Raw genomic sequence first — 23,856 nt, 5'->3', positions numbered from 1 at the left:
AAAGAAGGAATCACACCATGTATGCCTTCACACTCGAACGGCCCGCCACCGTGGCCGATGCGGCCAAACTCGTTGCCGCCGGCGCCAAGCCGCTGGCGGGCGGGCAGACCCTGCTGGCTTCGATGAAGCTGCGGCTCTCGGCGCCCGAACAGCTGGTGGACCTCAGCGGCATCAAGGAGCTCACCGGCATCACGAAAAACGGCAACGCCATCACCATCGGCGCCATGTCGCGCCATCTCGACGTGGCGAACAACGCCGACGTGAAGGCCGCCTACCCGGCGCTGGCCGACCTGGCTTCGCGCATCGGCGACCGGCAGGTGCGCGCGATGGGCACCATTGGCGGCTCGGTGGCCAACAACGACCCGGCGGCGTGCTACCCCAGCGCGGTGCTCGCCTCGGGCGCGACCGTGGTCACGTCGAAGCGCGAGATTGCCGCCGACGATTTCTTCCTGGGCCTGTTCACCACGGCGCTGGAAGAAGACGAGCTGATCACCGCGATCCGCTTTCCCATTCCGAAGCGCGCCGTCTACGAAAAGCTGCGCCAGAAGGCGTCGAACTTTCCGCTGGTCGGCGTGTTCCTTGCGCAATACGACAGCGGCGTGCGCGTGGCGATCACCGGCGCGGGCAACGGCGTGTTCCGCCATGCCGGGCTGGAAGACGCGCTCAACAAGAGCTTCACCGCAGCCGCCGCTGCAGCGGTGAAGATCGATGCGAGCGATCTCAACAGCGACCTGCATGCGTCGGCTGCGTACCGCGCGAACCTGATCAGCGTGCTGACCCAACGCGCCGTCACCAAGGCCCTGGGCTGAAGAGGCCGGGGCTGCCGATTGCCCACCGGAAGGCGCGAGACTCTCGCGTCTTCCGCTACGCTTCGCCATGATCTTTCCGACCATCGATTCCCTCTCCGAAGCTTTGGTGCAGGCCGGCTACTTCGCCGACCGGCGGCTGGCGACGGCTGTGTTTCTTGCGCTCAAGCTGCAGCGCCCGCTGCTGCTCGAAGGCGAGCCCGGCGTCGGCAAGACCGAGCTGGCGAAAGCACTGTCGACCGCTCTTAACCGCGAGCTGCTGCGCCTGCAGTGCTATGACGGCCTGGAGCAGCGCGAAGCCCTCTACGAATGGAACTACGCAGCGCAGCTGCTGCACATGCGCGCGGCCGAGGCCACGGGTGCGGCGCGCGACGTGGAAGCCGAGGTCTACCAGCCGCATTACCTGATCCGCCGCCCGCTGCTGCAGGCGCTGCAGACGCCGCTGCCCGGCGCCGTGCTGCTCATTGACGAGGTGGACCGCGCCGACGAGCCCTTCGAGGCCTTCCTGCTCGAATACCTGGGCGAGTACCAGGTGAGCATTCCCGAGTTGGGCACGGTACGCGCCGTGGTGCCGCCCGTCACCATCCTCACGAGCAACCGCACGCGCGAACTCAACGATGCGGTCAAGCGCCGCTGCCTTTATCACTGGCTCGACTATCCCGAGCGAGAGCGCGAACTGGCCATCGTGCGCGCACAGGTGCCGCAGGCCGGCGAGAAGCTGTCGGCGCAGGTGTCGGCATTCGTCGCGCGGCTGCGCGAGGCGCCTTTCGTCAACGCCTTCCAGCGCGCACCCGGCATCGCCGAGAGCGTCGAATGGGCGAGGGCACTGATTGCGCTCGACACCGTCGAACTCGACCCCGAGGTGGTGGTCGACACCGCCGGCATCCTGTTCAAGCAGCGCGACGACGTGGCCGCGCTGACGCGGGAGCTGGCGTCGGACCTGCTCAAGCCCGAGGCATGACGACCACCGGTATCCAGCAACTCGGCGACGTTCGCAGCGGCAAGCTCGCCGGCAACATCACTGCCTTCGGCCGTGCGCTGCGCCGCGCCGGAGTGCGCACCGACGCCATGCGCATCGCGCTGGCTGCCGAAGCGGCCACGCTGGTGGGGGTGGAAGACAGGCTCGACCTGAGCGCCGCGATGGAAGCCGTGATGGTGAGCCGCGAGCAGGACCGCATGGTGTTCCGCGAACTCTTCGACGCCTGGTTCCGCGATCCGGAGCTGGCCAACAAGCTGCTCGCACAGATGCTGCCGAGCGCCGAAGGCAAGGCGGAGCCATCGAAGCGCCGGCCGCGCGTGCGCGAGGCGCTCACCGCACCGCGCAACCCTGCCAAGCCAGCCGAGCTGGCCAAGCCCGACCGCGAGATCGAGTTCGACGCTGCCATGACGTCGAGCGACCGCCAGCGCCTGCAGCATGCGGACTTCAACGCGCTCGGCGCTTCTGAGTACCGCCTGGTCGAGCGGCTTGCGCGCGACATCAGGCTGCCGATTCCCGAGCTGCCGTCGCGTCGCCTGCGCGTGGCTGGCGACGCGGGCCGGCAGCATGCGCGCATGCATTGGCCGGGCGTGCTGCACGAGGCGGCGCGCACGGGTGGCGAGATCCTGCGGCTGCCCAAACTGGCCCGGCGCCAGCAGCCCTTGCCGCTGCTGGTGCTGGTCGATGTGTCGGGCTCGATGGAGCGCTATGCGCGGCTGCTGCTGGCTTTCCTGCACGCCGCCACTCGCCGCGCGGGCCGGCGCGACGTGTTCGCCTTCGGCACCCGCCTGACCGATCTGACCCCCGCCTTCCGGCTCGCCGACACCGACGCCATGCTCGGCGCAGCCAGCCTCGCCATCGACGACTTCGCGGGCGGCACCCGGCTCGGCAGCTCTTTGACCGAATTGCGCCGAGCCCACACCCGCCGCCTGACCGGCCGCCGCACCCTGGTGCTGGTGATCAGCGATGGCTTGGACACCGGCGAGCCGTCGCTGCTGGAGCAGGAGCTGCTGTGGCTCAAGCGCCATTCGCGCCGCCTGCTGTGGCTCAACCCCTTGCTGCGCTTCGAGGGCTACGCCCCTCTGGCGCGTGGGGCCAGTGTTCTGCACCGGCAAGCAGACGCGATGCTGGCAGTTCACAATCTCAGCGCACTCGAACAGCTCGCAGCGAGCCTGGCCGCCCTGATGCGGTCCGGCCGCTAGCGTTGCCCGGGAAGGAAGACAAAGGAAACCCACCATGGAAATGCTCGGAAACCGCCGCCTCGGCATCACCCAACAACAGGCCTGGGAAGCGCTCAACGACCCCGAGACACTGAAGAAGTGCATTCCCGGTTGCGACAAGTTCGAGCTCACGGGCGACAACCAGTACAGCGTCGCGCTCGCCGTCAAGATCGGCCCGGTGTCGGCCAAGTTCAACGGCAAGGTGATGCTGTCGGACATCGTGGCGCCCGATGGCTACAAGCTGAGCTTCGAAGGGCAGGGCGGCGTGGCAGGGTTCGCCAAGGGCTCGTCGAGTGTCTCGCTCAAGCCGGTGACGGCCGAAGCTGCACCGGCCGAGGCTGCCGTCGCGCATGAAGCCGAGGCCGCATCGCCTCCTCCCGTCCCCGGCTGCGAACTCGACTACACCGTGCAGGCCCAGGTTGGCGGCAAGATCGCCCAGCTCGGCCAGCGTCTGATCGACGGCGCCGCCAAGTCGACTGCCGACGATTTCTTCAAGCGCTTCGAGGCCGAGATGCAGAGCCGCTACGGCCCGCCGCCCGCGCCCGTCGTGGAAGCCACCGCCGACGCGCCTGCAGAGAAGGCCGGCATGATGTCCGGCCTCATGAAGAAGATCGGTCTCGGCAAGAAGGACGACAACAGCGACAACAAGGACGCGCCCGCACCGGGCGATGCCAGCAGCTAGGAGCCGGCCGCGCCATGGAAAATCTCGACGTCATGGTGCTGCGCACGCTGCGTGATTGGCGGCGTGCCGGCAAGCGCGCGCTGCTGACGACAGTCGTGCGCACCTGGGGCTCGTCGCCCCGGCCCGTGGGTTCGATCATGGCCCTGGCCGAAGACGGCGCGGTGGTCGGCTCGGTCTCGGGCGGCTGCATCGAGGACGACCTGATCGCGCGCTACAGCCACGCGCATGGCAAGGGCGAAGACGTTCCGCTGGGTGCGCCACCCGCGCTCGTGAAGTACGGCATTACTGCCGACGAGGCGCATCGTTTCGGACTGCCCTGCGGCGGCACGTTGGAGCTGCTGCTCGAATACGCGCCCGATGCCAGCTCGCTCGACCTGCTGGTCGCGCAGCTGGAACAAGGCAAGCTCATGCAGCGCACGGTGACGCTCGCCACCGGCGCGGTGCGGCTCGCTGAGGCGAAAGCCCCCGACGAGCTCACCGTGAACGATACGGAGCTCACCAACACCTTCGGCCCCGAGTACCGCATGCTGCTGATCGGCGCCGGCCAGCTGGCCGAGTACCTCGCGACGATGGCCAAGTTCAGCGGCTTTGCCGTGACGCTGTGCGACCCGCGCGCCGAGTACCGCACCGCGTGGTCGCTGCCCGGCGTGCACATCACGACCGAGATGCCCGACGACGCGGTGCTGGCCTTCAAGCCCGACCGCCGCAGCTGCGTGGTTGCGCTCACGCACGATCCCAAGCTCGACGACCTCGCGCTGCTTGAAGCACTGCAGAGCGAAGCCTTCTACGTCGGCGCCATCGGCTCGCGCCGCAATGCCGACGCGCGGCGCGACCGCATGATCGAGCACTTCGACCAGACCGAAGAATCGCTCGCGCGTCTGCGCGGGCCCATCGGCATCTACATCGGCAGCAAGACGCCGCCGGAGATCGCGGTCAGCGTGATGGCCGAGATACTGGCTGTGAAGAATGCGGTGACGTTGCCGCGTGAGGTCGAGGTGGCGCGGGCCAAGGAGATGCAGCAGCTGCTGCCCGGCTGATTTGCTTTTTTCGGGGTGCGTGCGAATGGCACAGGGTGCTCCCTTCCGCCAGTGAATCAGCCCGACTTTGCCTCGGGCGGCACGTCGCCCCCCTTCTGCCGCTCACGGAACAGCGCCGCGCGCATCAAAAAGATAGTGGTGATCGGCGCAGTGAGCGCAATGAACAGCACGATCAGCACGGCATGCAGGAACAGGCTGAAGCCCTGCACCGAAAAATAGACGATAGTGGCGACCGTCATGCACCACACGCCGACCGTCGCGCCCAGTGTGGGCGCATGGATGCGGCGGAAGAAGGTGGGCAGCCGAACCAGGCCGAAAGAACCTATGGCCGCGAAGGCCGCGCCCAGTACCGCGAACACTGCGGTGATGATCTCGGCCCACAGCGGCAGCGGGCCCACGATGAAGTCCGTCATTCGATCACCTCCCCGCGCAGCAGGAACTTTGCCATGGCCGTGGAGCCGACGAAGCCGAACAGCGCGATCAGCAGCGCCGCCTCGAAGTAGACGTTGCTCGCGTAGATGATGCCGAGCACCAGCATCATCAGCATGCCGTTGATGTAGAGGCAGTCGAGCGCCATCACGCGGTCTTGTGCGCTCGGGCCGATCAGCAACCGCGAGAGCGCGCACAGCATGGCCACGGCCAGCAGGAAGAGCGCGAACTTCAGGGCCCAGAAGAGGATGGGTGTCATGACTCGAAGATCTCCATCAGGGGGCGCTCGTAGCGCTGCTTGATCAGTGCGACGAAGGCGGCCTCGTCGTCCACGTCGAACACATGGATCAGCAGCGTGCTGCGGTCGAACGACACTTCGCCCCAGGCGGTGCCGGGCGTGAGGCACATCACCATGGCCAGCACCGCGAGCCCGTTGGGGTCGCGCATGTCGAGCGGAATCTGCACGAACTTCGAGGCGATCCGCGAGGTGCGCCGCGTGAGCAGCAACCGGGCCACGTCGTACGCCGACTTCAGCATGTCGAAGGTCACGACGAAGGACAGCCGCAGCGCGACGCCGGGCCGACGCATGCGTACCGCCGCCGGGCGCAGGCCCTCGGTGAGCAGCGGTACCGCGATGGCGAGGATCAGGGCCGCCAGCAGCGTGGCGGCGTCGAGCGACTGGTTGAGCAGCAGCCAGACAATGAACAGCGCGAACGACAGCGACGGAGAAGGAATCAGGCGCTTCATGGGGCCGTGCCTTCCTTTGCTTCTTCCTTTTTCACCGGATTCGGAATCTGCCGCGCGCCCAGCACCGCGTTGCGATAGGGCGTGGGTGTCTTCAGTCCTTCAGCGGTGGCCCTGGCGTGCTGCATGACAGGCCCGGCCCACACAGTCAGCGCCACGCTGGCCGCGAGCAGTCCGGCCACCGGCAGCACTTCGAGCGCGGGCAGCGAGGGCATGGTGGGGTGGAGCTGCGTCCAGAAGTGGCGGATGCCGGTGCGGCTCAATGCAATCAGCGAGAGAAAGCCCGAGGCGATCAGCAGCGCAAGAAAGATCCAGCCGGCGGTGCCGATCGCCTTGGCGCCGAGCATGCCCGAGAGCATCGCGAACTTGCCGATGAAGCCCGACAGCGGCGGCAGGCCCGCGAGCAGCAGCGTGCAGCCCATGAAGCTCAGGCCCAGGAAGGCCACGCCGGCGGGAATCGCGCGGCCGTAGAGTGCCTGCGCCTCGTCGTCGAGGTTCACGTCGTTGAGTGCGCGCAGGTCTTCGGCGAGAAAGGGCGCGTTGCCGGCCGCCTCGTGCGGCGCCACGCTCATGCCCGCGTTGCGCCAGCGCTCGATCATGTCGGTCAGCAGGAAGAAGGCGCTGACCGCGAGCGTGGAACTCAGCAGGTAGTACAGCGCGCCGGCCCACACGGCCGGCTGGCCGAGCCCGACCGCCGCGAGCAGGGTGCCCGCAGACACCAGCACGCTGAAGCCCGCGAGGTTCGATAACCGCTGCGTGCCGACGATGCCGAGCGCACCGACGAAGAGCGTGGCAAGGCCCACGCCAACCAGCGCCGCCTGTCCGAAGGCGGCCGAGTCGCCGGTGTCGGGCGCGAACAGCACGGTCCACAGCCGCAGGATCGTGTAGACGCCGAGCTTGGTCAGCAGCGCAAACACCGCGCCAACGGGCGACACCGATGCGCTGTAGGCCGGCACCAGCCAGAAGTTGAGCGGCCACGCGCCGGCCTTGGCGAAGAAGGCGGTCGCGAGGATGGCGGCTGCCGCATGCACCAGGCCGCGGTCGCCCGGCGCGAGTTCGGCAATGCGCACGCCGAGATCGGCCATGTTGAGCGTGCCGGTCACGCCGTACAGGATGGCCGCGCCGATCAGGAACAGCGACGACGCAGCGAGGTTGATCGCGATGTAGTGCAGCCCCGCCTGCACGCGCAGCCGGCCCGAGCCGTGCAGCAGCAGGCCGTAGGAGGCCGCGAGCATCACCTCGAAGAAGACGAACAGGTTGAACAGGTCGCCCGTGAGGAAGGCTCCGTTCAGGCCCATGAGCTGCAGTTGCAGCAGCGGATGGAAATGCACGCCCGCGCGGTCCCAGCGCGAGGTGGAATAGATCGACGCGGCAAAGGCGATCACCCCCGTGAGCGCGACCATCATGGTCGAGAGCCGGTCGGCCACCAGCACGATGCCGAAGGGTGCACGCCAGTTGCCCGGCAGGTAGACGCCGATGGAGCCGGGGCCGCCGCCGGTGTCGGCAGCGTTCACCCAACGCAGCAGCGCGAGCGCGGCAAGCAGGCCGACGAGGCCCGAGACCACGCTCAGGGCCGACTTGGTGCGCCGCCGGTTCTCGCCCAGCAGCAGCATGAGCGCGGCCGTGAGCATGGGCACGAGGATCGGCACCGCCACCAGGTGCGGCATGCTGAACTCGAGCAGTTCGTCGAGCAGGTGGAAGATCTCTTTCACTCTGCCTCCTGCCGTTCTTCACCGTCCACGTGGTCGGTGCCGGTGAGGCCGCGCGAGGCGAGCATCACAACGAGGAACAGCGCCGTCATCGCAAAGCCGATCACGATGGCAGTCAGCACGAGGGCTTGAGGCATCGGGTCGGCCGTATTGGCCAGCGTGGAGGTGAGGCCTTTGATGAGCACCGGCTCGCTGTCGACCTTGAGCCGGCCCATGCTGAAGATGAAGAGGTTGACCGCGTAAGAGATCAGCGTCAGGCCCATGATGACCTGGAAGGTGCGAGGGCGCAGCAGCATGTATACGCCCGAGCCGGTGAGCACGCCGATGGCGAGTGCGAGCACGATTTCCATCAGCTGGCTCCCCCGGCGGCGACGGCAGCTGCGGCGGCTTCGGCTTCTTTTTCGGCCTGCTCGTCGGCCCAGCGGTGGCTTCGTATCGACTGGTGGGCCAGCGCGGTGAGGATCAGCATGGTGGCGCCGAGCACCAGCGCGAACACGCCGATGTCGAAGAAGAGGGCGCTGGGCACGTGCACCTCGCCCAGCAGCGGCAGATGCAGGTGCGCGGTGTGCGTGGTCAGGAAGGGATAGCCGAAGAACACCGCGCCGCCGCCGGTGGCCAGCGCCAGCAGCAGGCCGATGGCGATCCAGCGGCGCGGGTAGATGCGCAGATGCTCTTCCACCCATTCGGTGCCCGAGACGATGAACTGCAACACCAGCGCGACCGACATCACCAGCCCCGCGACGAAGCCGCCGCCCGGCGCGTTGTGGCCGCGCATGAAGAAGTAGACCGACACCAGCGCCGCCAGCGGCAGCACCAGCCGCACCAGCACGGCCGGCACCATCAGGTAGCCCACGGCGGTGTCCTTGGCGCGGCGCGGGTTCAGCAGGTCGCTGCTGCCGTCGTCGACTTGTAGCCGCTGCTGGACCGGAAGGGCCATCGATTCGATCGCGGGGCGGAAGCGCCGCAGCAGCGCATACACCGTGAGCGCGACCACGCCGAGCACGGTGATCTCGCCGAAGGTGTCGAAGCCGCGGAAGTCGACCAGCATCACGTTGACCACATTGGTGCCGCCGCCCTCGGTGAGCGCGTGTTCGAGGAAAAAGGGCGAGATGCTCTGCGGGAAGTTGCGCGTCATCATTGCCCACGCCAGCGCCGCCATGCCGCCGCCGGCGATGGTGGCCGCCAGCAGGTCGCGCCCGCGCCGGCCCCACGGTCGCAGCCGCGCGCGGGCGGGTTGAATGACGTCCTTGCTGCGCATCGGCAGCCAGCGCAGGCCCAGCAGGATCAGCACCGTGGTCACGGCCTCGACCACCAGTTGGGTCAACGCGAGGTCGGGTGCCGAGAACCAGATGTAGGTCACGCAAGAGACCAGCCCCGCGCCCGAGGCCAGCATCAGCGCCGCCAGCCGGTGGAATTTGGCCTGCCATGCGGCGGCCAGCGCGCAGGTGCCGCCGATGATCCAGGTCATGGCGAACATCGGCGAGAAGGGCAGTAGTTCGCGCATGCCGGGTGCTGCGGGCGTGGCCCACAGGGAAGCCGCGGCGCCCGCCACGGCCGCGACTACCAGCAGCAGCAACTGCCACTGCAGCCGGCGCGTGCCGAACAGGCGACGGCTACGCCGGCCCGCTTCGCTCAGCAGCGCGAGCAGGTGCTCGAAGATGACCTGGCCATCGAAGCGATGCAGCAGCGGCGTGTGCTCGAGGCCGCCGCGTGCGCGACGACGGCGCTGCAGCAGGTACAGCGCGGCGCCGCCCGCCAGCGCGACGAAGCTCATCATCAACGGCAGGTTGAAGCCATGCCACACCGCCAGGCTGTACTCGGGCAGCGTGCCGCCGACGACCGGCGTGGCGGCCGCCGCCAGCATCGGGCCGACCGACCACGCTGGCACCACACCCACCACCAGGCACAGAAGCACCAGCAGTTCGACCGGCACGCGCATCCAGTGCGGCGGCTCGTGCGGGTGCTTGGGCACCTCGTCGCCGCAGGGCGGGCCGAAGAACACGTCGAACACGAAGCGCGCCGAATACGCCACGCTGAAGATGCCCGCGATGGTGGCGACGACCGGCAGGCTGAAGTCGACCCACGGCGTCGACTGGATGAACACCGTCTCGGCGAAGAACATTTCCTTCGAGAGAAAGCCGTTGAGCAACGGCACGCCGGCCATCGAGGCGCTGGCGATGATGGCCAGCGTGCCCGTGATGGGCATGAGCCGCATCAGGCCGCTGAGCTTGCGGATGTCGCGCGTGCCGGTCTCGTGGTCGATGATGCCGGCCGCCATGAAGAGCGACGCCTTGAAGGTCGCGTGGTTCATCACATGGAACACCGCCGCCACGGCCGCGAGCGGGCTGTTCAGGCCCAGCAGCAGCGTGATGAGCCCGAGGTGCGAGATGGTCGAGTAGGCCAGCAGCGCCTTCAGGTCGCGCTGGAACATGGCGATGAAGCCGCCGAGCAGCAGCGTGACGGCGCCCGCGCCGCCCACCATCCAGAACCACTGCTCGGTGCCCGAGAGCACGGGCCACAGCCGCGCCATCAGGAACACGCCGAGCTTCACCATCGTGGCCGAGTGCAGGTAGGCCGACACCGGCGTGGGCGCGGCCATGGCGCGCGGCAGCCAGAAGTGGAACGGGAACTGCGCGCTCTTGGTGAAGGCGCCGAGCAGCACCAGCACCAGTGCGACCGGGTACAGCGCGTGCGCTCGGATGAGGTCGCCCGAGGCCAGCACCACGTCGAGCTCGTAGCTGCCGACGATGCGGCCGAGCACCAGCACGCCGGCCAGCAGGCACAGCCCGCCAGCGCCGGTGACGGTGAGCGCCATGCGCGCACCGCGCCGCGCGTCGCGGCGGTGGTGCCAGTAGCCGATGAGCAGGAAGGAGAAGAGGCTGGTGAGCTCCCAGAACAGCACCATCTGAATGAGGTTGCCCGAGAGCACCACGCCCATCATCGCGCCCATGAACGCGAGGAAGAACGAGAAGAAGCGCGGCACCGGATCGGAGGCCGACATGTAGTAGCGCGCATAGAGCACCACCAGCGCGCCGATGCCCAGCACCAGCATGCAGAACAGCCATGCGAAGCCATCCAGGCGGAACACGAGGTTCAGGCCGAGGGCCGGCAGCCATTCGATTTCTTGCCGCAGCACGTTGCCGTGCGCGATCTGCGGGAAGAACCATGCGACCTGGATGGCGCAGCCCAGCGCGACCAGCCCCGCCAGCGTCGACTCCCTGTTGCGTGCGTTGGAAGGCATCAACGCGGCCAGCACGCTGGCAATGAAGGGGAGGGCGATGAGAAAGACCAGGGGCATTGCGGGCAATTCTATCGACCGACCCTATGGAAGGCCCTATCTATAACCGCAAGACATAAGGCAGTTTTTCGCTCGATTCAGGAGGAGAAAGCCTGCACCGTGCGCAACCCGAGCCAGGTCATGCACAGCGAACCGCCAAGGTGCAACGCGATCGTGCCCATCGCGAGGCCGAGCCTGCCGCCCATGAGCATGCCGACCACTTCCGCGGAGAAGCTGGAGAAGGTGGTGAGCGTGCCCAGGAAGCCGGTGATGACCATGAGCCGCCACGCGGGGTTGATGTCCGGCAGGCCGCTGAACACACCGATGGCCACGCCGATCAGGTAGCCGCCGATGAGGTTCACCGCCAGCGTGCCCCAGGGCAGGATGCCGCCGGGGTTGAGCCACAGGGCAAAGCCCCAGCGCATGAGGGCGCCGACACACGCGGCGAGGCAGATGACGAGGACGTTCAGCAGCATGCCGGCGATTATCCGCAAGCTGCCGGACGGCCTTGCTCTTTCTACTTCTCCTTGCCCATCACCACATCGGGCAGGATCGTCACGATGCTCGGGAACAGCGTGATCAGCACGATGCACAGCACCAGGCAGAAGAAGAACGGAATGGCAGCCTTGGCGATCACGTTGCTGTCTTTCCCGGTCATGTTCTGCAGCACGAAGAGGTTGAAGCCCACCGGCGGCGTGACCTCGGCGATCTCGACCAGCAGCACGATGAAGATGCCGAACCAGATCAGGTCGAAGCCCGCCTTCTGGATCATCGGCAGCACCACCGCGCTGGTCAGCACGATCATCGAGATGCCGTCGAGCGCCGTGCCCAGCACCAGGTACACGACGACCAGCGCGCCGATCAGTGCATAGGGCGACAGGTGCATGCTGTCGACCCACTCGGCCAGCTCGCGCGGAATGCCGGTGAAGGCCATGGTCTTGGTGAGGAAGGCGGCACCAGCCAGGATGAACATGATCATGCAGCTGGTGCGGGTGGCGCCCATGATGCCGTCCTTGAAGTTCTTCCAGGTCAGGCTGCGGCCCCAGGCCGCGATGGCCAGCGAGCCCAGCACGCCGAAGGCCGCGCACTCGGTGGCCGTGGCCCAGCCCGCCACCAGCACCCAGACGATGAAGACGATCAGCAGCGCGCAGGGAATCAGGTTGCCCGAGAGCCGGATCTTCTCCATGAAAGTGGTCGGCGGATCGGCCGGCGGCACCTGGTCGGGATTGCGCAGGCTCCACCAGCCGATGTAGCCCGAGAACAGCAGCATCAGCAGAAAGCCCGGAAGAAAGCCTGCCAGGAAGATGCGGATGATCGACGCGTCGGCGGCCACGGCGTACACCACCATCGTGATCGACGGCGGGATCAGGATGCCCAGCGTGCCCGCGGTGGCGAGCGAGCCGATGGCCAGCTTCTCGTTGTAGCCGCGGCGCTTGAGCTCGGGCAGCGCCACCTTGGCGATGGTCGCGCAGGTGGCCGCCGACGAGCCCGAGACCGATCCGAACACGCCGCAGCCGAGGATGGTGGTGTGCATCAACCGGCCGGGCACGCGGTTGAGCCAGGGGCGCAGGCCCTCGAACATCTCCTCGCTCAGCTTGGTTCTGAAGAGGATCTCGCCCATCCAGATGAACAGCGGCAGCGCCGCGAGCTCCCAGCTGGCGTTACTTTCCCAGAAGGCCGAGAACAGGTTCTTGCCCGGCAGCGTGTTGGTGAAGAAGGCCTGGCCGACCCAGCCGACGATGGCCAGAGTCATCGCGATCCAGACGCCGCCCGCGAGCAGAAGCAGCATGATGGCGAGCAGCAGCGCGCCCATGAGCAGGGTTTCAAGCATGGGCGTCAGACGTCGGAGGAGAAATCGCCGGCAGCATGCCGCTCTTCGATGGCGCGCTGGTAGCTGGGCTTCTCGCCGCGCACCACGCCCACCAGCTCGTCGACCATGGCAATCAGCAGCAGCCAGCAGCCGATGACGAAGGTCGATTGCGGAATCCAGATCGGAATGACGACGAGGCCGGTCGCCATCTCGGCGAATTCGTAGCTCTCGTAGGTGAAGCTGGTGGCCCAGTAGGTCAGGTAGGCCACGGACACCGACGCGATCAGCAGGCATGTCACGTCGAGGATGCGCCGCACTTTCGGCGGCACGGCTTCGAGCAGCAGCGTCACGCGCACGAAATCGCCGTGACGGAATGCATGCGCCATCGCGAAGAACGCGGCGGCGGCGCACAGCCAGGCCACCACGTCGTTGAGCCCGCTCACGTGCCAGTTCATCTGCCGGCCCACGCCGGCCAGGATCATCAGCACGAAGATCAGGAACACGCAGAACGCGCCGAGCGCGCCTGCACCGTCGTACAGGCGGTCGAGGAAGCGGCGCACGGCTTACTTCTTTTTATAAGCGTCGACGATGGCGGCGCCATCGGCCCCGGCTGCCTTGAGCCAGTCGGTCTGCATGATGCCGCCGACCTGACGCATGTCGGCGTCGAGCTTGGGCGAGGGCTTGTGCACCTTCATGCCGCGCTCGGCGAGCAGGCGCTTGTATTCGTCGTTCTTCTCCTGCGCGACCTTCCAGCCGCGCACCTCGGCATCGGCTGCGGCCTTGGTGACGGCGGCCTTGGTGGTGGCGTCGAGCGCGTCGAAGGCCTTGGCGTTCACGAGGATCGCGTTCTTCGGAATCCAGGCCTGCGTGTCGTAGAAGTTCTTGATGTGCTCGTAGGTCTTGGTGTCGTAGCCGGTGGAGCCCGAGCTCATGTAGCTCTCGATCACGCCCGTGGCCATGGCCGCGCTGAGTTCGGCCTGCTGGATCTGCACGGGCTGCGCGCCGATGAGTTCGGCGATCTTGGCGGTGGCCGGGCTGTAGGCGCGCCACTTGATGCCGCGCAGGTCGGCCACCGAGCCGATTTCCTTCTTTGTGTAGATGCCCTGCGGCGCCCACGGCACCATGAACAGCACCTTGATGCCCTGGGCCGCGAGCAACTTGTCCATGGCGGGCTTCGATGCGTCGTAGAGCTTCCTTGCCTCGGGGTAGGTGGTGGCGAGGAAGGGCACGCCGTCGAGCGCGTAGATCGGGTTCTCGTTCGCGTAGTTGGCCAGCAGGATCTCGCCGGCTTGCGCCTGGCCGCTCTGCACGGCGCGCTTGATCTCGGGTGCCTTGAACAGCGAGGCGTTGGCATGCACCGTGATCTTCACCTTGCCGCCCGTGGCGGCGTCGACGTCCTTCGCGAACTGCGTGATGTTTTCCGTGTGGTAGTTGGTGGCGGGGTAGGCCGTGGGGAGGTCCCACTTGGTCTGCGCGAAGGCTGCGGCGCCGAGGGTGAGGCCCGCGAGGGCAATGCCGAACTTGTGATTCATGTACGCGCTCCGGAATGGATTGAAAGCAAAACGAAAGGAAGCTTACGTGCAAATTCCGGACCACTTCCTGAGGCATTTCCCTGCCATGGCGCGCATGAAAAAGCCGCCCGAAGGCGGCTTTGCATATTTCTACCGGAGCGGAATCAGGGCTTGGCGGCCTTGGGAGCTTTCGCTTCCTTCGATGCGGATGGCGCCGCGCCACCGAAGCTCTTGCCATTGACCGTCAGGCCCTCGGCCGACAGCTTGGCCGCCTTCTTCTCCTTCACGCCCTTGACGCGCTGCATGAGGTCGGGCCAGTCCTTGAACTCGCCTTCCTTGCGTGCTTCGAGAATGCGCTTGGACATCGACGGGCCAACGCCCTTGACGCCATCGAGGTCGGCCTCGGTGCCTTTGTTGACGTCGACGGCGGCGAACGAAACGGCCGCGAACAGCAAGGCCGTGGTGGCCAGGATCTTCTTGAACATGATGAAAAACTCCCTCTTTTTTGTTGATGAGTGACAGCCGACAGAAGCGTCGGCCCAGGCTCAACGAGGAGGGAAAGAAGGGCGTTGACGCGTAAAAGCCGTGCCGGCTTCTACGTGACCATTGTTCAGAAATGTGATCAGAGCTCTTCGACGCGGCGCGGCGGATAGCTGTCCCAGGCCTGGCAGCCAGGGCAGTGCCAGAAGTACTGGTGCGCCTCGAAACCGCAGGCTGCGCAGCGGTAGCGCATGAGCGGCCGGGTGGCCTGGTCGAGCGCGCGCTGCACCTGCGGATGAAACTGCTGGTGCTCGAAGTGTTCGCCCGCGAGCCAGCGCGAGGCCGCGACCAGCGAGGGCTGCTGTGCAAGATGCGCGATGTAGCCGTCGCGCGGCGTGGGGTTGGGTTCTTCTGCGGTGGCGGTCGGTGTGCCGCCGAGCGCCATCAGCGCCTCGAGCACGTCGATCGACGGCGACTCCACATAGCGGCGTTGCAGCAGCGCGAGCGCTTCGCCTTCGCGGTGCGCGGCCACGGCAGCCTGCTGCAGCGCGGCTGCGTAGAGCGGCAGCGCCAGCGGTGCGGTCTCGCTAAGGGCCACGAGCGTGTCGAAGGCCGCGGCCGCCTCGCCGTTGCGCAACTGCAGGTTGGCTGTGTCGATGGCGGGGCGCGGTGCCTGCGGCGCGAGTTCGACGGCCTGCGCGAGCAGCTTTGCGGCGCCGGGCAGGTCGCCCGCCGCAACGCGTTCGGTCGCCTGCTCGCAGAGGTGATGCGCGCGGCGCGTGCTGTAGCTGGCCTGGTCTGATTCGTCGAGCTTCTGCGCCACGTCGGCGGCCTGTGCCCATTCGCGCGAGCGCTCGTAGATGGCCAGCAGCGACAGCCGCGCCTCGTTCTCGTAGCGCGTGCCTTCGAGCTTCTGCAGCGCGGCTTCGGCGCGATCGAGCAGGCCGGCGCGCAGGAAGTCTTGCGCCAGTGCGTGCTGTGCGCGTTCGCGGTCGCTGCGGCTCAGGTCGCCGCGGCCCAGCAGGTGCTCGTGCACGCGCACTGCGCGCTGGTACTCGCCGCGACGGCGGAAGAGATTGCCGAGTGCGAAATGAAGCTCTTGCGTGTCGGGGTCGTTCTGAACGGCTTCGATGAAGGCGTCGATGGCCTGGTCCTGCTGCTCGTTGAGCAGGAAGTTGAGGCCGCGAAAGTAGGCCTTTGGGGCCTGGCGGTTCTCGAGCTTGAGTTGCCGGATGTCGAAGCGCGATGCGAGCCAGCCCAGCACGAAGGCGACGGGCAAGCTGATCAGCAGCCAGCTGGGATCAAAGTCCATGTTGACGTACGGCGGGGAGGTCGGTGGCGGAGATGGTCGGAGCCGCTGCGGGCGCGGTTGTGGCGGTCGATGGCGCGGAAGCCTGGGTTTCGGCAGCGGCAGGCACTTGCGCCGCGGCGGTGCGGTGCTTCCACCAGCCCGGCAGCATGCCCAGTGCACCCACCACGAGCCCGCCGGCAAAGGCCGCGAGCACGACGAGCACCAGCGGCGCACGCCAGTAGGTGCCGAAGAAGAAATAGACGGTCGCGTCGTGCTGGTTGTTCAGCGCGAAAGCGAAGAGCGTAAAAAAAATGGCTGCCTTGAGCAGCCACAGGAGGTATTTCATAGCCGTTCCCGTTGCCGGGAGCATTCTACGTTTGCATCCACGTGCGTCAGGCCTTGCGGCCCTTGGCTTCCTTGCCGCCGGCGTCGAGCTCCGCGGTGCGTGCATCGACGGCTTCGCGCAGCGCCTTGCCGGGCTTGAAGTGCGGCACCCGCTTCTCGGGAATCTGCACGCTCTCGCCCGAACGCGGGTTGCGGCCGATGCGCGGCGGACGACGGTTGACCGAGAAGCTGCCGAAGCCACGGATCTCGATGCGGTGTCCGCGCACCAGCGCGTCGCTCATGGCATCGAGGATGGTCTTGACGGCGTATTCGGCATCGCGGTGCGTGAGCTGTGCAAAGCGCGCTGCGAGTTCTTCGACGAGGTCTGAGCGGGTCATAGGCCGAACATAAACGAAAAACGTGGACGAAAAAAAAGACAGAGCGGCCCCAGGGCCTGCTCTGTCTTCCGACTCAGCTTACTTGCTGTCGTTGTTGTCGAGCTTGGCGCGCAGCAGGGCGCCCAGGCTGGTCGTGCCCGCGTTTTCGCGTGCCGACTGCTGGCTCAGGCTGGCCATGGCGCCTTGTTCGTCGACCATGTCCTTCTGCTTGATCGACAGCTGGATGTTGCGGGTCTTGCGATCCACATTCACGACGATGGCGGTGACTTCGTCGCCTTCCTTCAGCACGTTGCGGGCATCTTCGACGCGGTCGCGCGAGATTTCCGAAGCACGGAGGTAGCCGATGATGTCTTCGCCGAGGTCGATTTCAGCGCCGCGGGCGTCCACGGTCTTGACCTTGCCGGTCACGATCTGGCCCTTGTCGTTCACGGTGGTGAACGTGGTGAACGGGTCGCTGTCGAGCTGCTTGATACCGAGGCTGATGCGCTCACGGTCGACGTCCACAGCCAGCACGATCGCTTCGACTTCCTGGCCCTTCTTGTAGTTGCGAACGGCGGTTTCGCCGGCTTCGTTCCACGAGAGGTCCGAGAGGTGAACCAGGCCGTCGATGCCGGCAGCCAGACCCACGAACACGCCGAAGTCGGTGATCGACTTGATCGGGCCCTTGACGCGGTCGCCGCGCTTGGTGTTTTGCGCGAACTCTTGCCACGGGTTGGCCTTGCACTGCTTCATGCCCAGGCTGATACGGCGCTTGTCTTCGTCGATTTCCAGGACCATGACTTCGACTTCGTCGCCCAGCGAGACGATCTTGTTCGGAGCGATGTTCTTGTTGGTCCAGTCCATTTCGGAGACGTGCACCAGGCCTTCGATGCCGGGTTCGAGTTCGACGAACGCGCCGTAGTCGGCAATGTTGGTGACCTTGCCGAACAGGCGGGTCGATTGCGGGTAGCGGCGCGAAACGCCCATCCACGGGTCGTCACCCATTTGCTTGAGACCCAGCGAGACACGGTTCTTTTCGGTGTCGAACTTGAGAATCTTGGCGGTGATTTCCTGGCCGGCCTGAACGACTTCGCTCGGGTGGCGAACACGGCGCCATGCCATGTCGGTGATGTGCAGCAGGCCGTCGATGCCGCCGAGGTCCACGAACGCACCGTATTCGGTGATGTTCTTGACCACGCCGCGCACGACTGCGCCTTCCTTCAGCGTTTCCATCAGCTTGGCGCGTTCTTCGCCCATGCTGGCTTCGACCACGGCACGGCGCGACAGCACGACGTTGTTGCGCTTGCGGTCGAGCTTGATGACCTTGAATTCGAGGGTCTTGTTCTCGTACGGGGTCAGGTCCTTGATCGGACGCGTGTCGATCAGCGAGCCCGGCAGGAACGCGCGGATGCCGTTGACCAGGACCGTGAGGCCGCCCTTGACCTTGCCGCTGGTGGTGCCGGTGACGAAGTCGCCCGATTCCAGTGCCTTCTCGAGGGCGAGCCACGAAGCCAGACGCTTGGCGGTGTCGCGCGAGAGGATGGTGTCGCCGTAGCCGTTTTCAACGCTGCCGATGGCAACGGAAACGAAATCGCCGGCCTGAACTTCGAGTTCGCCCTTGTCGTTCTTGAACTCTTCGATCGGCACATACGCTTCGGACTTCAGACCGGCGTTGACGACGACGTGGTTGTGTTCGACACGCACGACTTCGGCCGTGATGACCTCGCCGGTGCGCATTTCGGAACGCTTCAGGGACTCTTCGAATAGGTCGGCAAAAGATTCAGACATTTATGGTTCCTTCCGTCAGGCAGGGTTGGCAGGCGCTCTTGCGAAATTGCGTGCGGCTGCTGTGGGTCTGTAGACGGCGGTTTTGTGGGCTTTTTGGATATAAACCCGGGTTGGTTGAACAACCAGCAGGCCGGTGCGCTGTCGCGCGGAAGGAGCCTGCTGGAGCGGTATGCGCCTTATGAATATTTCGGGATATTCCGTCGGGCGCCAGCTTTTCAAGCGGGCTTGAAAGGCTGTACTTGTTGCCACCAGTCCAAGACCTGATCGATCGATTGCTCAATGGACAGCTGGGAGTTGTCGAGGTGGCGAGCGTCCTGCGCCGGCTTCAGAGGGGCGACACTGCGGGAGGAGTCCCGGGCATCACGTGCTTCCAAGTCGGAGCGAAGACTGTCGAGTGTAGTCGAAATACCCTTTGAAATCAACTGCTTATGCCGCCGCTCGGCGCGCTGGGCGGCGCTGGCCGTGAGGAAGACCTTGAGCGTCGCGTCGGGGAAGATCACGGTGCCCATGTCGCGCCCGTCGGCCACCAGGCCGGGCAGCTGGCGAAAGCGCTGCTGCAGGGCCAGCAGCGCCTCGCGCACGGCTGGCAGCGTGGAGACGCGGGAGGCGTCCATGCCGGCGGCTTCGGTGCGGATGTCGTCGCTGACGTCTTCGCCGGCCAGCAGCACCTTTCCTTCGGTGAACTGCAGGGGCAGGGCGGCCGCGAGTGCAGCGATCTGCGTTTCGTGCTGGGCGTCAGCGCTCAGGCCTGCACGGCGCATGGCCAGGCCGGTCACGCGGTAGAGGGAGCCCGAATCGAGGTAGTGGTAGCCGAGCAGGCGCGCTACTTCGGCCGCGAGCGTGCCCTTGCCGGAAGCGGTCGGGCCGTCGATGCAGATCACCGGCACCTCGGCGGCCTCTGCCACCGAGAACAGGGTCTCGAAGTAATCGGGAAAGGTCTTGGCGACGCAGTGCGGATCGAGAATGCGCACCGGCACCCCCGCCGGGTTGAATGCCGCGAGCGAGAAGCACATGGCCACGCGGTGGTCGTCGTAGGTGTGGATGCTCGCCGGGCACCAGCCGGCCTGCGCCAGCGGGTGCACGCGGATGAAGTCGGGGCCGGCCTCGACGGCGGCGCCGAGCTTCTTCAGCTCGTTGGCCATGGCGTCGATGCGGTCGGTTTCCTTCACGCGCCAGCTCGCGATGTTGCGCAGCGTGCTCGGACCGTCGGCGTACAGCGCCATCACAGCCAGCGTCATCGCGGCGTCGGGAATGTGGTTGGCGTCGAGGTCGATGGCCTTGAGCGGCCAGGCGCCGCGGCGCACTTCGAGCCAGTTCGGACCGCTGTCGACCTGCGCGCCCATCTGGCGGGCGGCGTCGATGAAGCGGATGTCGCCCTGGATCGAATCGGCGCCCACGCCTTCGATTCGGATGCCGTCCTTGCCGGAAACACCCGTCGCTATAGCGCCCAATGCTATGAAATAGCTAGCAGATGATGCATCGGCCTCGACGTGGATATCGCCGGGCGAGCTGTAGCTGCTGCCCGCCGGAATGGTGAAGCGCTCCCAGCCGTCGCGCCGCACCTGGATGCCGAAGCGCGCGAGCAGGTTCAGCGTGATCTCGATGTACGGCTTGGAGATCAGCTCGCCGACCACTTCGATCACGATGTCGCCGGCCGCCGCGAGCGGCAACGCCAGCAGCAGGGCGGTGAGGAACTGGCTCGACACGTCGCCGCGCACGCGGATCGGCGCGTCGAGCGCCAAATCACCGTGGGGCACCGGATGGATGCGCAGCGGTGGATAGCCGGGATTGCCGAGGTAGTCGATGCGGCAGCCGAGCTGGGTCAGCGCGTCGACGAGATCGCCGATGGGGCGCTCGTGCATGCGCGGAACGCCGCTCAGCTCGAACTCGCCGCCCAGCAGCGACAGCGCCGCGGTGAGCGGGCGCATCGCGGTGCCGGCGTTGCCGAGGAACAGCGGCAGCAGCGTTTCGCTGGGCTTCAGCTGGCCGCCGAGGCCGGTGATGCGCAGTGTGTTTCCGTCCGGGTCGATGCCGCAGCCGAGCGCGCGCAGGGCGTCGAGCATCACGCGCGTGTCGTCCGAATCGAGCAGGTCGTGGATGGTGGTGGTGCCGCTCGCGAGCGCGGCGAGCAGCAGCACGCGGTTGGAGATGCTCTTGGAGCCCGGCAGCCGGACCGTACCGGCCGCGCCCGCGAGGGGCGGGAGATCGAGGAAGGTCGTCGAGAACATCTCAGTTGTCCTGCTGCTGCGACGAGGTGTCGGTGGCCGGTTTCCAGGCCGCGCGGGCCTTGCTGGCGGCGGCAATGGATTGCTCCAGCGCCTGCAGGTCGCCCGCAGCCATCAGCGCTTCGAGATCGTCCAGCGCCTTGCGGAAGGCCTGCGACTGTTGCAGCACCTGTTCGCGGTTGGCCAGCAGCACGTCGCGCCACATGACCGGGTCGCTCGCGGCGATGCGCGAGAAATCGCGAAAGCCCGGTCCCCCGAGGCTCAGGAAGCGGTCGCCCTGCGGCTGGCTGGCGATGGCGTTGGTGTACGCGAAGGCCAGCAGGTGCGGCAGGTGGCTCACGGCGGCAAAAGCGGCGTCGTGCTCTTCGTGCGTCATGGTGACGACGTGCGCGCCGATGCCGCTCCACACCTGCGAGGCCCGCTGCACGTTCGAGCGCAGCGTGGTCTTCACGGGCGTCAGCACGACCTGCCGGCCGGTGAACAGCGAAGCCTCTGCGTGCTCGATACCCGAGAGCTCCTTGCCGGCGATCGGGTGTGCCGGCACGAAGTTCGCGAACTGGCGCTGCAGGCCGTTGCGCGCGGCTTCGATCACGTCGCCCTTGGTCGAGCCGACGTCCATCACCAGCGTCTCGTTCGAGATGCCGTGGCGGATGGCCTTGAATGTGGCTTCCGATGCGGCCACCGGCACCGCCAGCAGCACGATGTCGGAGCCCGACACCGCCAGCAGCGCCGAAGGCGCTACCACGTCGATCACGCCAAGCTGGCGAGCCCGCTCGGTGGTGGAGGGCGACTTGCTGTAGCCGACCACGCGTTTCACCAGCTTCGCGCGCTTGAGTGCGAGCGCGAAAGAGCCGCCCATCAGGCCGCAGCCGATCAGTCCCAGTTGTTCGAACATGTTGTGGGGCTGCCTGCCGCTCAGGCCTTGACGGGGTAGGCGCCCAGCACCTTGTAGAACGCGCAGAGACCGCGCAGCTCGGCCAGCGCCGCGGCCACGTTCGGCTGCGAGGGATGGCCGTCGAGGTCGATGTAGAAGTAGTACTCCCACTGGCCGGTGCGAGCGGGGCGCGACTCGAAGCGGGTCATCGATACGTTGTTGGCCTTCAGCGGCACCAGCAGGTCGTGCACCGCGCCGGGCCGGTTTGGCACCGAGACGATCAGGCTCGTGCAGTCGCGGCCCGAGGCTGGCGGCATGGCCAGCGTCTGCGGCAGGCAGATCACCGAGAAGCGGGTGCGGTTGTACGAGTCGTCCTGGATGGCGTGCGCCACGATGTGCAGGCCGAAGCGGGTGGCGGCGCGTTCGCCGGCCAATGCGGCCCAGGCCGGGTTGGTGGCCGCGAGGCGTGCGCCTTCGGCATTGCTCGATACGGCACGGCGCTCGGCGTTCGGCAAGTGCTTGGACAGCCAAGTCTGGCACTGTGCCAGCGCCTGCGGATGGGCCAGCACGGCCTCCACGCCTTCGAGCGAATTGCTGCTGCGCAGGAGGTGATGACGTACCAGCAGGCTGACTTCGCCGACGACATGGGTGGGCGAGTGCAGGAACAGGTCGAGCGAGCGAGTGACTACGCCTTCGGTCGAGTTCTCGACGCCGACCACGCCGTACTGGGCGCTGCCAGCGGCGGTGGCGTGGAACACCTCGTCGAAGCTGGCGCAATAGATCAGGTCGGCGGCGCCGCCGAAGTATTCGATGGCGGCTTGCTCGCAGAAGGTGCCTTCGGGGCCAAGCACGGCCACGCGTTGCGGCGATTCGAGCGCCAGGCAGGCCGACATGATCTCGCGCCAGATGGCCGCCACGTGGAGGTCCTTGAGCGGACCGCCATTGCTCTTCTGCATCTTGTCGATGACCTGCGCCACGCGGTCGGGGCGGAAGAACGGGGTGCCCTCGCGCTTCTTGACCTCGCCGACCAGCTCGGCCACATGGGCCCGCTCGTTGAGCAGGCTGAGCAGTCGCTGGTCGAGCGAGTCGATCTGCACGCGCAGATCGGCCAGGCTTTCGGAGTTGTCGGAGGGAGAAGAGGGCGGTGTGGGTGCGGAGGCGGTCATCGGTGCGAGCAGCTGGGCATGCGCCTAGGCATGCGATCGCTCGAATTCTCGCATGTAGGCCACAAGTGCCTGCACCCCTGCCAGCGGCATGGCGTTGTAAATGCTCGCGCGCATGCCGCCGACCGACTTATGGCCCTTGAGCTGCAGCAGCCCGGCTTCGCGCGCGCCGACCAGGAAAGCCTCGTTGCGGCCTTCGTCGGCCAGGAAGAACGGCACGTTCATGCGCGAGCGGCAGCCCGGGTCGATGCGGTTGGCGTAGAAGTCGGAGCTGTCGATGAAGTCGTACAGCAGCTTCGCCTTCGCGATGTTGCGCTGCTCCATGGCGGCCACGCCGGTGTGCGCGCCTTCGGTCTGCTGCAACAGCCATTGGAACGTGAGCCCCGCCATGTAGATGCCCCAGGTCGGCGGGGTGTTGTACATGGAGTGGTTGTCGGCCACGGTCTTGTAGTTGAACGCGCTCGGGCAGATCTCGAGCGCGTGGCCCAGCAGGTCGTCGCGCACGACCACGATGGTCAGGCCGGCAGGGCCGAGGTTCTTTTGCGCGCCGCCGAAGGCGAGGCCCACGCGGCTCCAGTCGACGCTGCGCGAGGCGACGTGCGAGGAGAAATCGATGACCAGCGAGGCGTTGCTGCCGAGCGCGGCCAGATCGGGCAACTGCTGGAACTCGATGCCGTTGATGGTCTCGTTCGAGCACACGTGCACGTACGAGGCATCCTTGGAGAGCTGCCAGGTCGCAGGGTCGGGCAGCTTCGTGTGCTGGTCGTCGGCATTGCTCGCGACAACGCGCGCTGTGCAGTAGCGCTGCGCTTCCTTGTGCGACTTGATGCTCCAGCTGCCGGTGATGACGAAGTCGGCGGTTTTGCCGCGCGACAGGTTCAACGGCACGATGGCGTTCTCGCCCAGTCCGCCGCCCTGCATGAACAGGACCTGGAAGTTCGAGGGAATGGCCAGCAGCGTGCGGATGTCGGCTTCGGCCTGGGTGCAGATCGCACCGAATTCCTTGCCGCGATGGCTCATTTCCATCACGCTCATGCCGCTGCCCTGCCAGTCGAGCATTTCGGCGGCGGCGCGTTGAAGCACCGCCTCCGGCATGGCAGCCGGACCGGCCGAGAAGTTGTAGGGGCGCTTGC

At 66.7% G+C, this 23,856-nt stretch carries 24 protein-coding genes; 5 read left to right on the top strand and 19 right to left on the bottom strand.

Annotated features, from left to right (window positions below; genetic code table 11):
- Window positions 1-17 precede the first annotated feature (17 nt).
- The 5 genes from BLW48_RS00195 (at window position 18) to BLW48_RS00175 (ending at window position 4,721) form a co-directional block, all read left to right on the top strand.
- Entirely contained in the window at window positions 18-809 is a 792-nt protein-coding gene (locus tag BLW48_RS00195; protein ID WP_093050039.1) for an FAD binding domain-containing protein, read from the top strand.
- Window positions 810-876: 67 nt separating this feature from the next.
- Window positions 877-1,767, top strand: coding sequence for an AAA family ATPase (locus BLW48_RS00190; protein ID WP_093050042.1), 891 nt, complete (start codon window positions 877-879; stop codon window positions 1,765-1,767).
- On the top strand, window positions 1,764-2,984 hold the full coding sequence (locus BLW48_RS00185) for a vWA domain-containing protein (protein ID WP_093075302.1): 1,221 nt from the start codon (window positions 1,764-1,766) through the stop codon (window positions 2,982-2,984). Before BLW48_RS00190 ends, BLW48_RS00185 begins: the two co-directional genes overlap by 4 nt.
- 34 nt (window positions 2,985-3,018) lie before the next feature.
- Window positions 3,019-3,684 (top strand): SRPBCC family protein, encoded by a 666-nt coding sequence (locus tag BLW48_RS00180; RefSeq protein WP_093171949.1) that lies wholly within the window; start codon window positions 3,019-3,021, stop codon window positions 3,682-3,684.
- A gap of 14 nt (window positions 3,685-3,698) precedes the next feature.
- Window positions 3,699-4,721: an XdhC family protein gene (locus tag BLW48_RS00175; protein WP_093171947.1), complete on the top strand. Its 1,023-nt coding sequence runs from the start codon at window positions 3,699-3,701 to the stop codon at window positions 4,719-4,721.
- A 56-nt stretch (window positions 4,722-4,777) separates the two neighbouring features.
- Here the strand turns inward: BLW48_RS00175 and mnhG are convergent, their stop codons facing one another.
- From mnhG to serC, 19 genes are all read right to left on the bottom strand, one after another.
- Window positions 4,778-5,134, bottom strand: a complete 357-nt coding sequence (gene mnhG / locus BLW48_RS00170) for a monovalent cation/H(+) antiporter subunit G (RefSeq protein WP_093050066.1) — start codon at window positions 5,132-5,134, stop codon at window positions 4,778-4,780.
- Complete coding sequence (locus BLW48_RS00165) at window positions 5,131-5,409, bottom strand: K+/H+ antiporter subunit F (protein WP_093050069.1); 279 nt, start codon at window positions 5,407-5,409, stop codon at window positions 5,131-5,133. The genes mnhG and BLW48_RS00165 overlap by 4 nt, the downstream gene beginning before the upstream one ends.
- On the bottom strand, window positions 5,406-5,897 hold the full coding sequence (locus BLW48_RS00160) for a Na+/H+ antiporter subunit E (RefSeq protein WP_093075295.1): 492 nt from the start codon (window positions 5,895-5,897) through the stop codon (window positions 5,406-5,408). The genes BLW48_RS00165 and BLW48_RS00160 overlap by 4 nt, the downstream gene beginning before the upstream one ends.
- Window positions 5,894-7,561, bottom strand: a complete 1,668-nt coding sequence (locus BLW48_RS00155) for a monovalent cation/H+ antiporter subunit D (RefSeq protein WP_093173194.1) — start codon at window positions 7,559-7,561, stop codon at window positions 5,894-5,896. Before BLW48_RS00155 ends, BLW48_RS00160 begins: the two co-directional genes overlap by 4 nt.
- 41 nt (window positions 7,562-7,602) lie before the next feature.
- Entirely contained in the window at window positions 7,603-7,953 is a 351-nt protein-coding gene (locus BLW48_RS00150; protein WP_093050075.1) for a Na+/H+ antiporter subunit C, read from the bottom strand.
- Window positions 7,953-10,901, bottom strand: a complete 2,949-nt coding sequence (locus tag BLW48_RS00145) for a monovalent cation/H+ antiporter subunit A (RefSeq protein WP_093171945.1) — start codon at window positions 10,899-10,901, stop codon at window positions 7,953-7,955. The genes BLW48_RS00150 and BLW48_RS00145 overlap by 1 nt, the downstream gene beginning before the upstream one ends.
- Before the next feature lie 77 nt (window positions 10,902-10,978).
- On the bottom strand, window positions 10,979-11,356 hold the full coding sequence (gene crcB / locus BLW48_RS00140; protein WP_093075291.1) for a fluoride efflux transporter CrcB: 378 nt from the start codon (window positions 11,354-11,356) through the stop codon (window positions 10,979-10,981).
- A gap of 41 nt (window positions 11,357-11,397) precedes the next feature.
- The gene (locus BLW48_RS00135) at window positions 11,398-12,711 is read right to left on the bottom strand and encodes a TRAP transporter large permease (protein ID WP_093050084.1); all 1,314 of its coding nucleotides are present in this window, start codon (window positions 12,709-12,711) and stop codon (window positions 11,398-11,400) included.
- A 5-nt stretch (window positions 12,712-12,716) separates the two neighbouring features.
- The gene (locus BLW48_RS00130; protein WP_093075288.1) at window positions 12,717-13,250 is read right to left on the bottom strand and encodes a TRAP transporter small permease; all 534 of its coding nucleotides are present in this window, start codon (window positions 13,248-13,250) and stop codon (window positions 12,717-12,719) included.
- Window positions 13,251-13,253: 3 nt separating this feature from the next.
- Window positions 13,254-14,222 carry a TRAP transporter substrate-binding protein gene (locus BLW48_RS00125; RefSeq protein ID WP_093050090.1) on the bottom strand — a complete coding sequence of 323 codons (969 nt, stop codon included), beginning with the start codon at window positions 14,220-14,222 and terminating at the stop codon, window positions 13,254-13,256.
- 143 nt (window positions 14,223-14,365) lie between these two features.
- Window positions 14,366-14,686 carry a ComEA family DNA-binding protein gene (locus BLW48_RS00120; protein ID WP_093171943.1) on the bottom strand — a complete coding sequence of 107 codons (321 nt, stop codon included), beginning with the start codon at window positions 14,684-14,686 and terminating at the stop codon, window positions 14,366-14,368.
- 137 nt (window positions 14,687-14,823) lie between these two features.
- Complete coding sequence (gene lapB, locus BLW48_RS00115) at window positions 14,824-15,993, bottom strand: lipopolysaccharide assembly protein LapB (RefSeq protein ID WP_093050096.1); 1,170 nt, start codon at window positions 15,991-15,993, stop codon at window positions 14,824-14,826.
- Entirely contained in the window at window positions 15,983-16,318 is a 336-nt protein-coding gene (locus tag BLW48_RS00110; RefSeq protein WP_093050099.1) for a LapA family protein, read from the bottom strand. Before BLW48_RS00110 ends, lapB begins: the two co-directional genes overlap by 11 nt.
- Before the next feature lie 46 nt (window positions 16,319-16,364).
- Complete coding sequence (locus tag BLW48_RS00105; RefSeq protein ID WP_093050102.1) at window positions 16,365-16,694, bottom strand: integration host factor subunit beta; 330 nt, start codon at window positions 16,692-16,694, stop codon at window positions 16,365-16,367.
- Between the two features lie 78 nt (window positions 16,695-16,772).
- Window positions 16,773-18,461: a 30S ribosomal protein S1 gene (rpsA, locus tag BLW48_RS00100; protein WP_007829366.1), complete on the bottom strand. Its 1,689-nt coding sequence runs from the start codon at window positions 18,459-18,461 to the stop codon at window positions 16,773-16,775.
- 215 nt (window positions 18,462-18,676) lie between these two features.
- Window positions 18,677-20,689: a bifunctional 3-phosphoshikimate 1-carboxyvinyltransferase/cytidylate kinase gene (locus BLW48_RS00095; RefSeq protein WP_093171941.1), complete on the bottom strand. Its 2,013-nt coding sequence runs from the start codon at window positions 20,687-20,689 to the stop codon at window positions 18,677-18,679.
- Window position 20,690: 1 nt separating this feature from the next.
- The gene (locus BLW48_RS00090) at window positions 20,691-21,581 is read right to left on the bottom strand and encodes a prephenate dehydrogenase (RefSeq protein WP_093050107.1); all 891 of its coding nucleotides are present in this window, start codon (window positions 21,579-21,581) and stop codon (window positions 20,691-20,693) included.
- A 20-nt stretch (window positions 21,582-21,601) separates the two neighbouring features.
- The gene (pheA, locus tag BLW48_RS00085; protein WP_093050110.1) at window positions 21,602-22,726 is read right to left on the bottom strand and encodes a prephenate dehydratase; all 1,125 of its coding nucleotides are present in this window, start codon (window positions 22,724-22,726) and stop codon (window positions 21,602-21,604) included.
- A gap of 24 nt (window positions 22,727-22,750) precedes the next feature.
- Window positions 22,751-23,818 carry a 3-phosphoserine/phosphohydroxythreonine transaminase gene (gene serC / locus BLW48_RS00080; protein WP_256330701.1) on the bottom strand — a complete coding sequence of 356 codons (1,068 nt, stop codon included), beginning with the start codon at window positions 23,816-23,818 and terminating at the stop codon, window positions 22,751-22,753.
- Window positions 23,819-23,856: the final 38 nt, after the last annotated feature.

The sequence above is a fragment of the Variovorax sp. YR266 genome (assembly GCF_900107295.1).
GTDB lineage: Bacteria > Pseudomonadota > Gammaproteobacteria > Burkholderiales > Burkholderiaceae_C > Variovorax.
This window is presented reverse-complemented; position numbering and strand designations above follow the sequence as displayed.

Coding starts and splice junctions, on each gene's coding strand:
- BLW48_RS00195 (WP_093050039.1), top strand. CDS start 18: ATGTATGCCTTCACACTCGAACGGCCCGCCACCGTGGCCGATGCGGCC.
- BLW48_RS00190 (WP_093050042.1), top strand. CDS start 877: ATGATCTTTCCGACCATCGATTCCCTCTCCGAAGCTTTGGTGCAGGCC.
- BLW48_RS00185 (WP_093075302.1), top strand. CDS start 1,764: ATGACGACCACCGGTATCCAGCAACTCGGCGACGTTCGCAGCGGCAAG.
- BLW48_RS00180 (WP_093171949.1), top strand. CDS start 3,019: ATGGAAATGCTCGGAAACCGCCGCCTCGGCATCACCCAACAACAGGCC.
- BLW48_RS00175 (WP_093171947.1), top strand. CDS start 3,699: ATGGAAAATCTCGACGTCATGGTGCTGCGCACGCTGCGTGATTGGCGG.
- mnhG (WP_093050066.1), bottom strand. CDS start 5,134: ATGACGGACTTCATCGTGGGCCCGCTGCCGCTGTGGGCCGAGATCATC.
- BLW48_RS00165 (WP_093050069.1), bottom strand. CDS start 5,409: ATGACACCCATCCTCTTCTGGGCCCTGAAGTTCGCGCTCTTCCTGCTG.
- BLW48_RS00160 (WP_093075295.1), bottom strand. CDS start 5,897: ATGAAGCGCCTGATTCCTTCTCCGTCGCTGTCGTTCGCGCTGTTCATT.
- BLW48_RS00155 (WP_093173194.1), bottom strand. CDS start 7,561: ATGCCGCACCTGGTGGCGGTGCCGATCCTCGTGCCCATGCTCACGGCC.
- BLW48_RS00150 (WP_093050075.1), bottom strand. CDS start 7,953: ATGGAAATCGTGCTCGCACTCGCCATCGGCGTGCTCACCGGCTCGGGC.
- BLW48_RS00145 (WP_093171945.1), bottom strand. CDS start 10,901: ATGCCCCTGGTCTTTCTCATCGCCCTCCCCTTCATTGCCAGCGTGCTG.
- crcB (WP_093075291.1), bottom strand. CDS start 11,356: ATGCTGCTGAACGTCCTCGTCATCTGCCTCGCCGCGTGTGTCGGCGCC.
- BLW48_RS00135 (WP_093050084.1), bottom strand. CDS start 12,711: ATGCTTGAAACCCTGCTCATGGGCGCGCTGCTGCTCGCCATCATGCTG.
- BLW48_RS00125 (WP_093050090.1), bottom strand. CDS start 14,222: ATGAATCACAAGTTCGGCATTGCCCTCGCGGGCCTCACCCTCGGCGCC.
- BLW48_RS00120 (WP_093171943.1), bottom strand. CDS start 14,686: ATGTTCAAGAAGATCCTGGCCACCACGGCCTTGCTGTTCGCGGCCGTT.
- lapB (WP_093050096.1), bottom strand. CDS start 15,993: ATGGACTTTGATCCCAGCTGGCTGCTGATCAGCTTGCCCGTCGCCTTC.
- BLW48_RS00110 (WP_093050099.1), bottom strand. CDS start 16,318: ATGAAATACCTCCTGTGGCTGCTCAAGGCAGCCATTTTTTTTACGCTC.
- BLW48_RS00105 (WP_093050102.1), bottom strand. CDS start 16,694: ATGACCCGCTCAGACCTCGTCGAAGAACTCGCAGCGCGCTTTGCACAG.
- rpsA (WP_007829366.1), bottom strand. CDS start 18,461: ATGTCTGAATCTTTTGCCGACCTATTCGAAGAGTCCCTGAAGCGTTCC.
- BLW48_RS00095 (WP_093171941.1), bottom strand. CDS start 20,689: ATGTTCTCGACGACCTTCCTCGATCTCCCGCCCCTCGCGGGCGCGGCC.
- BLW48_RS00090 (WP_093050107.1), bottom strand. CDS start 21,581: ATGTTCGAACAACTGGGACTGATCGGCTGCGGCCTGATGGGCGGCTCT.
- pheA (WP_093050110.1), bottom strand. CDS start 22,726: ATGACCGCCTCCGCACCCACACCGCCCTCTTCTCCCTCCGACAACTCC.
- serC (WP_256330701.1), bottom strand. CDS start 23,818: ATGCCGGAGGCGGTGCTTCAACGCGCCGCCGCCGAAATGCTCGACTGG.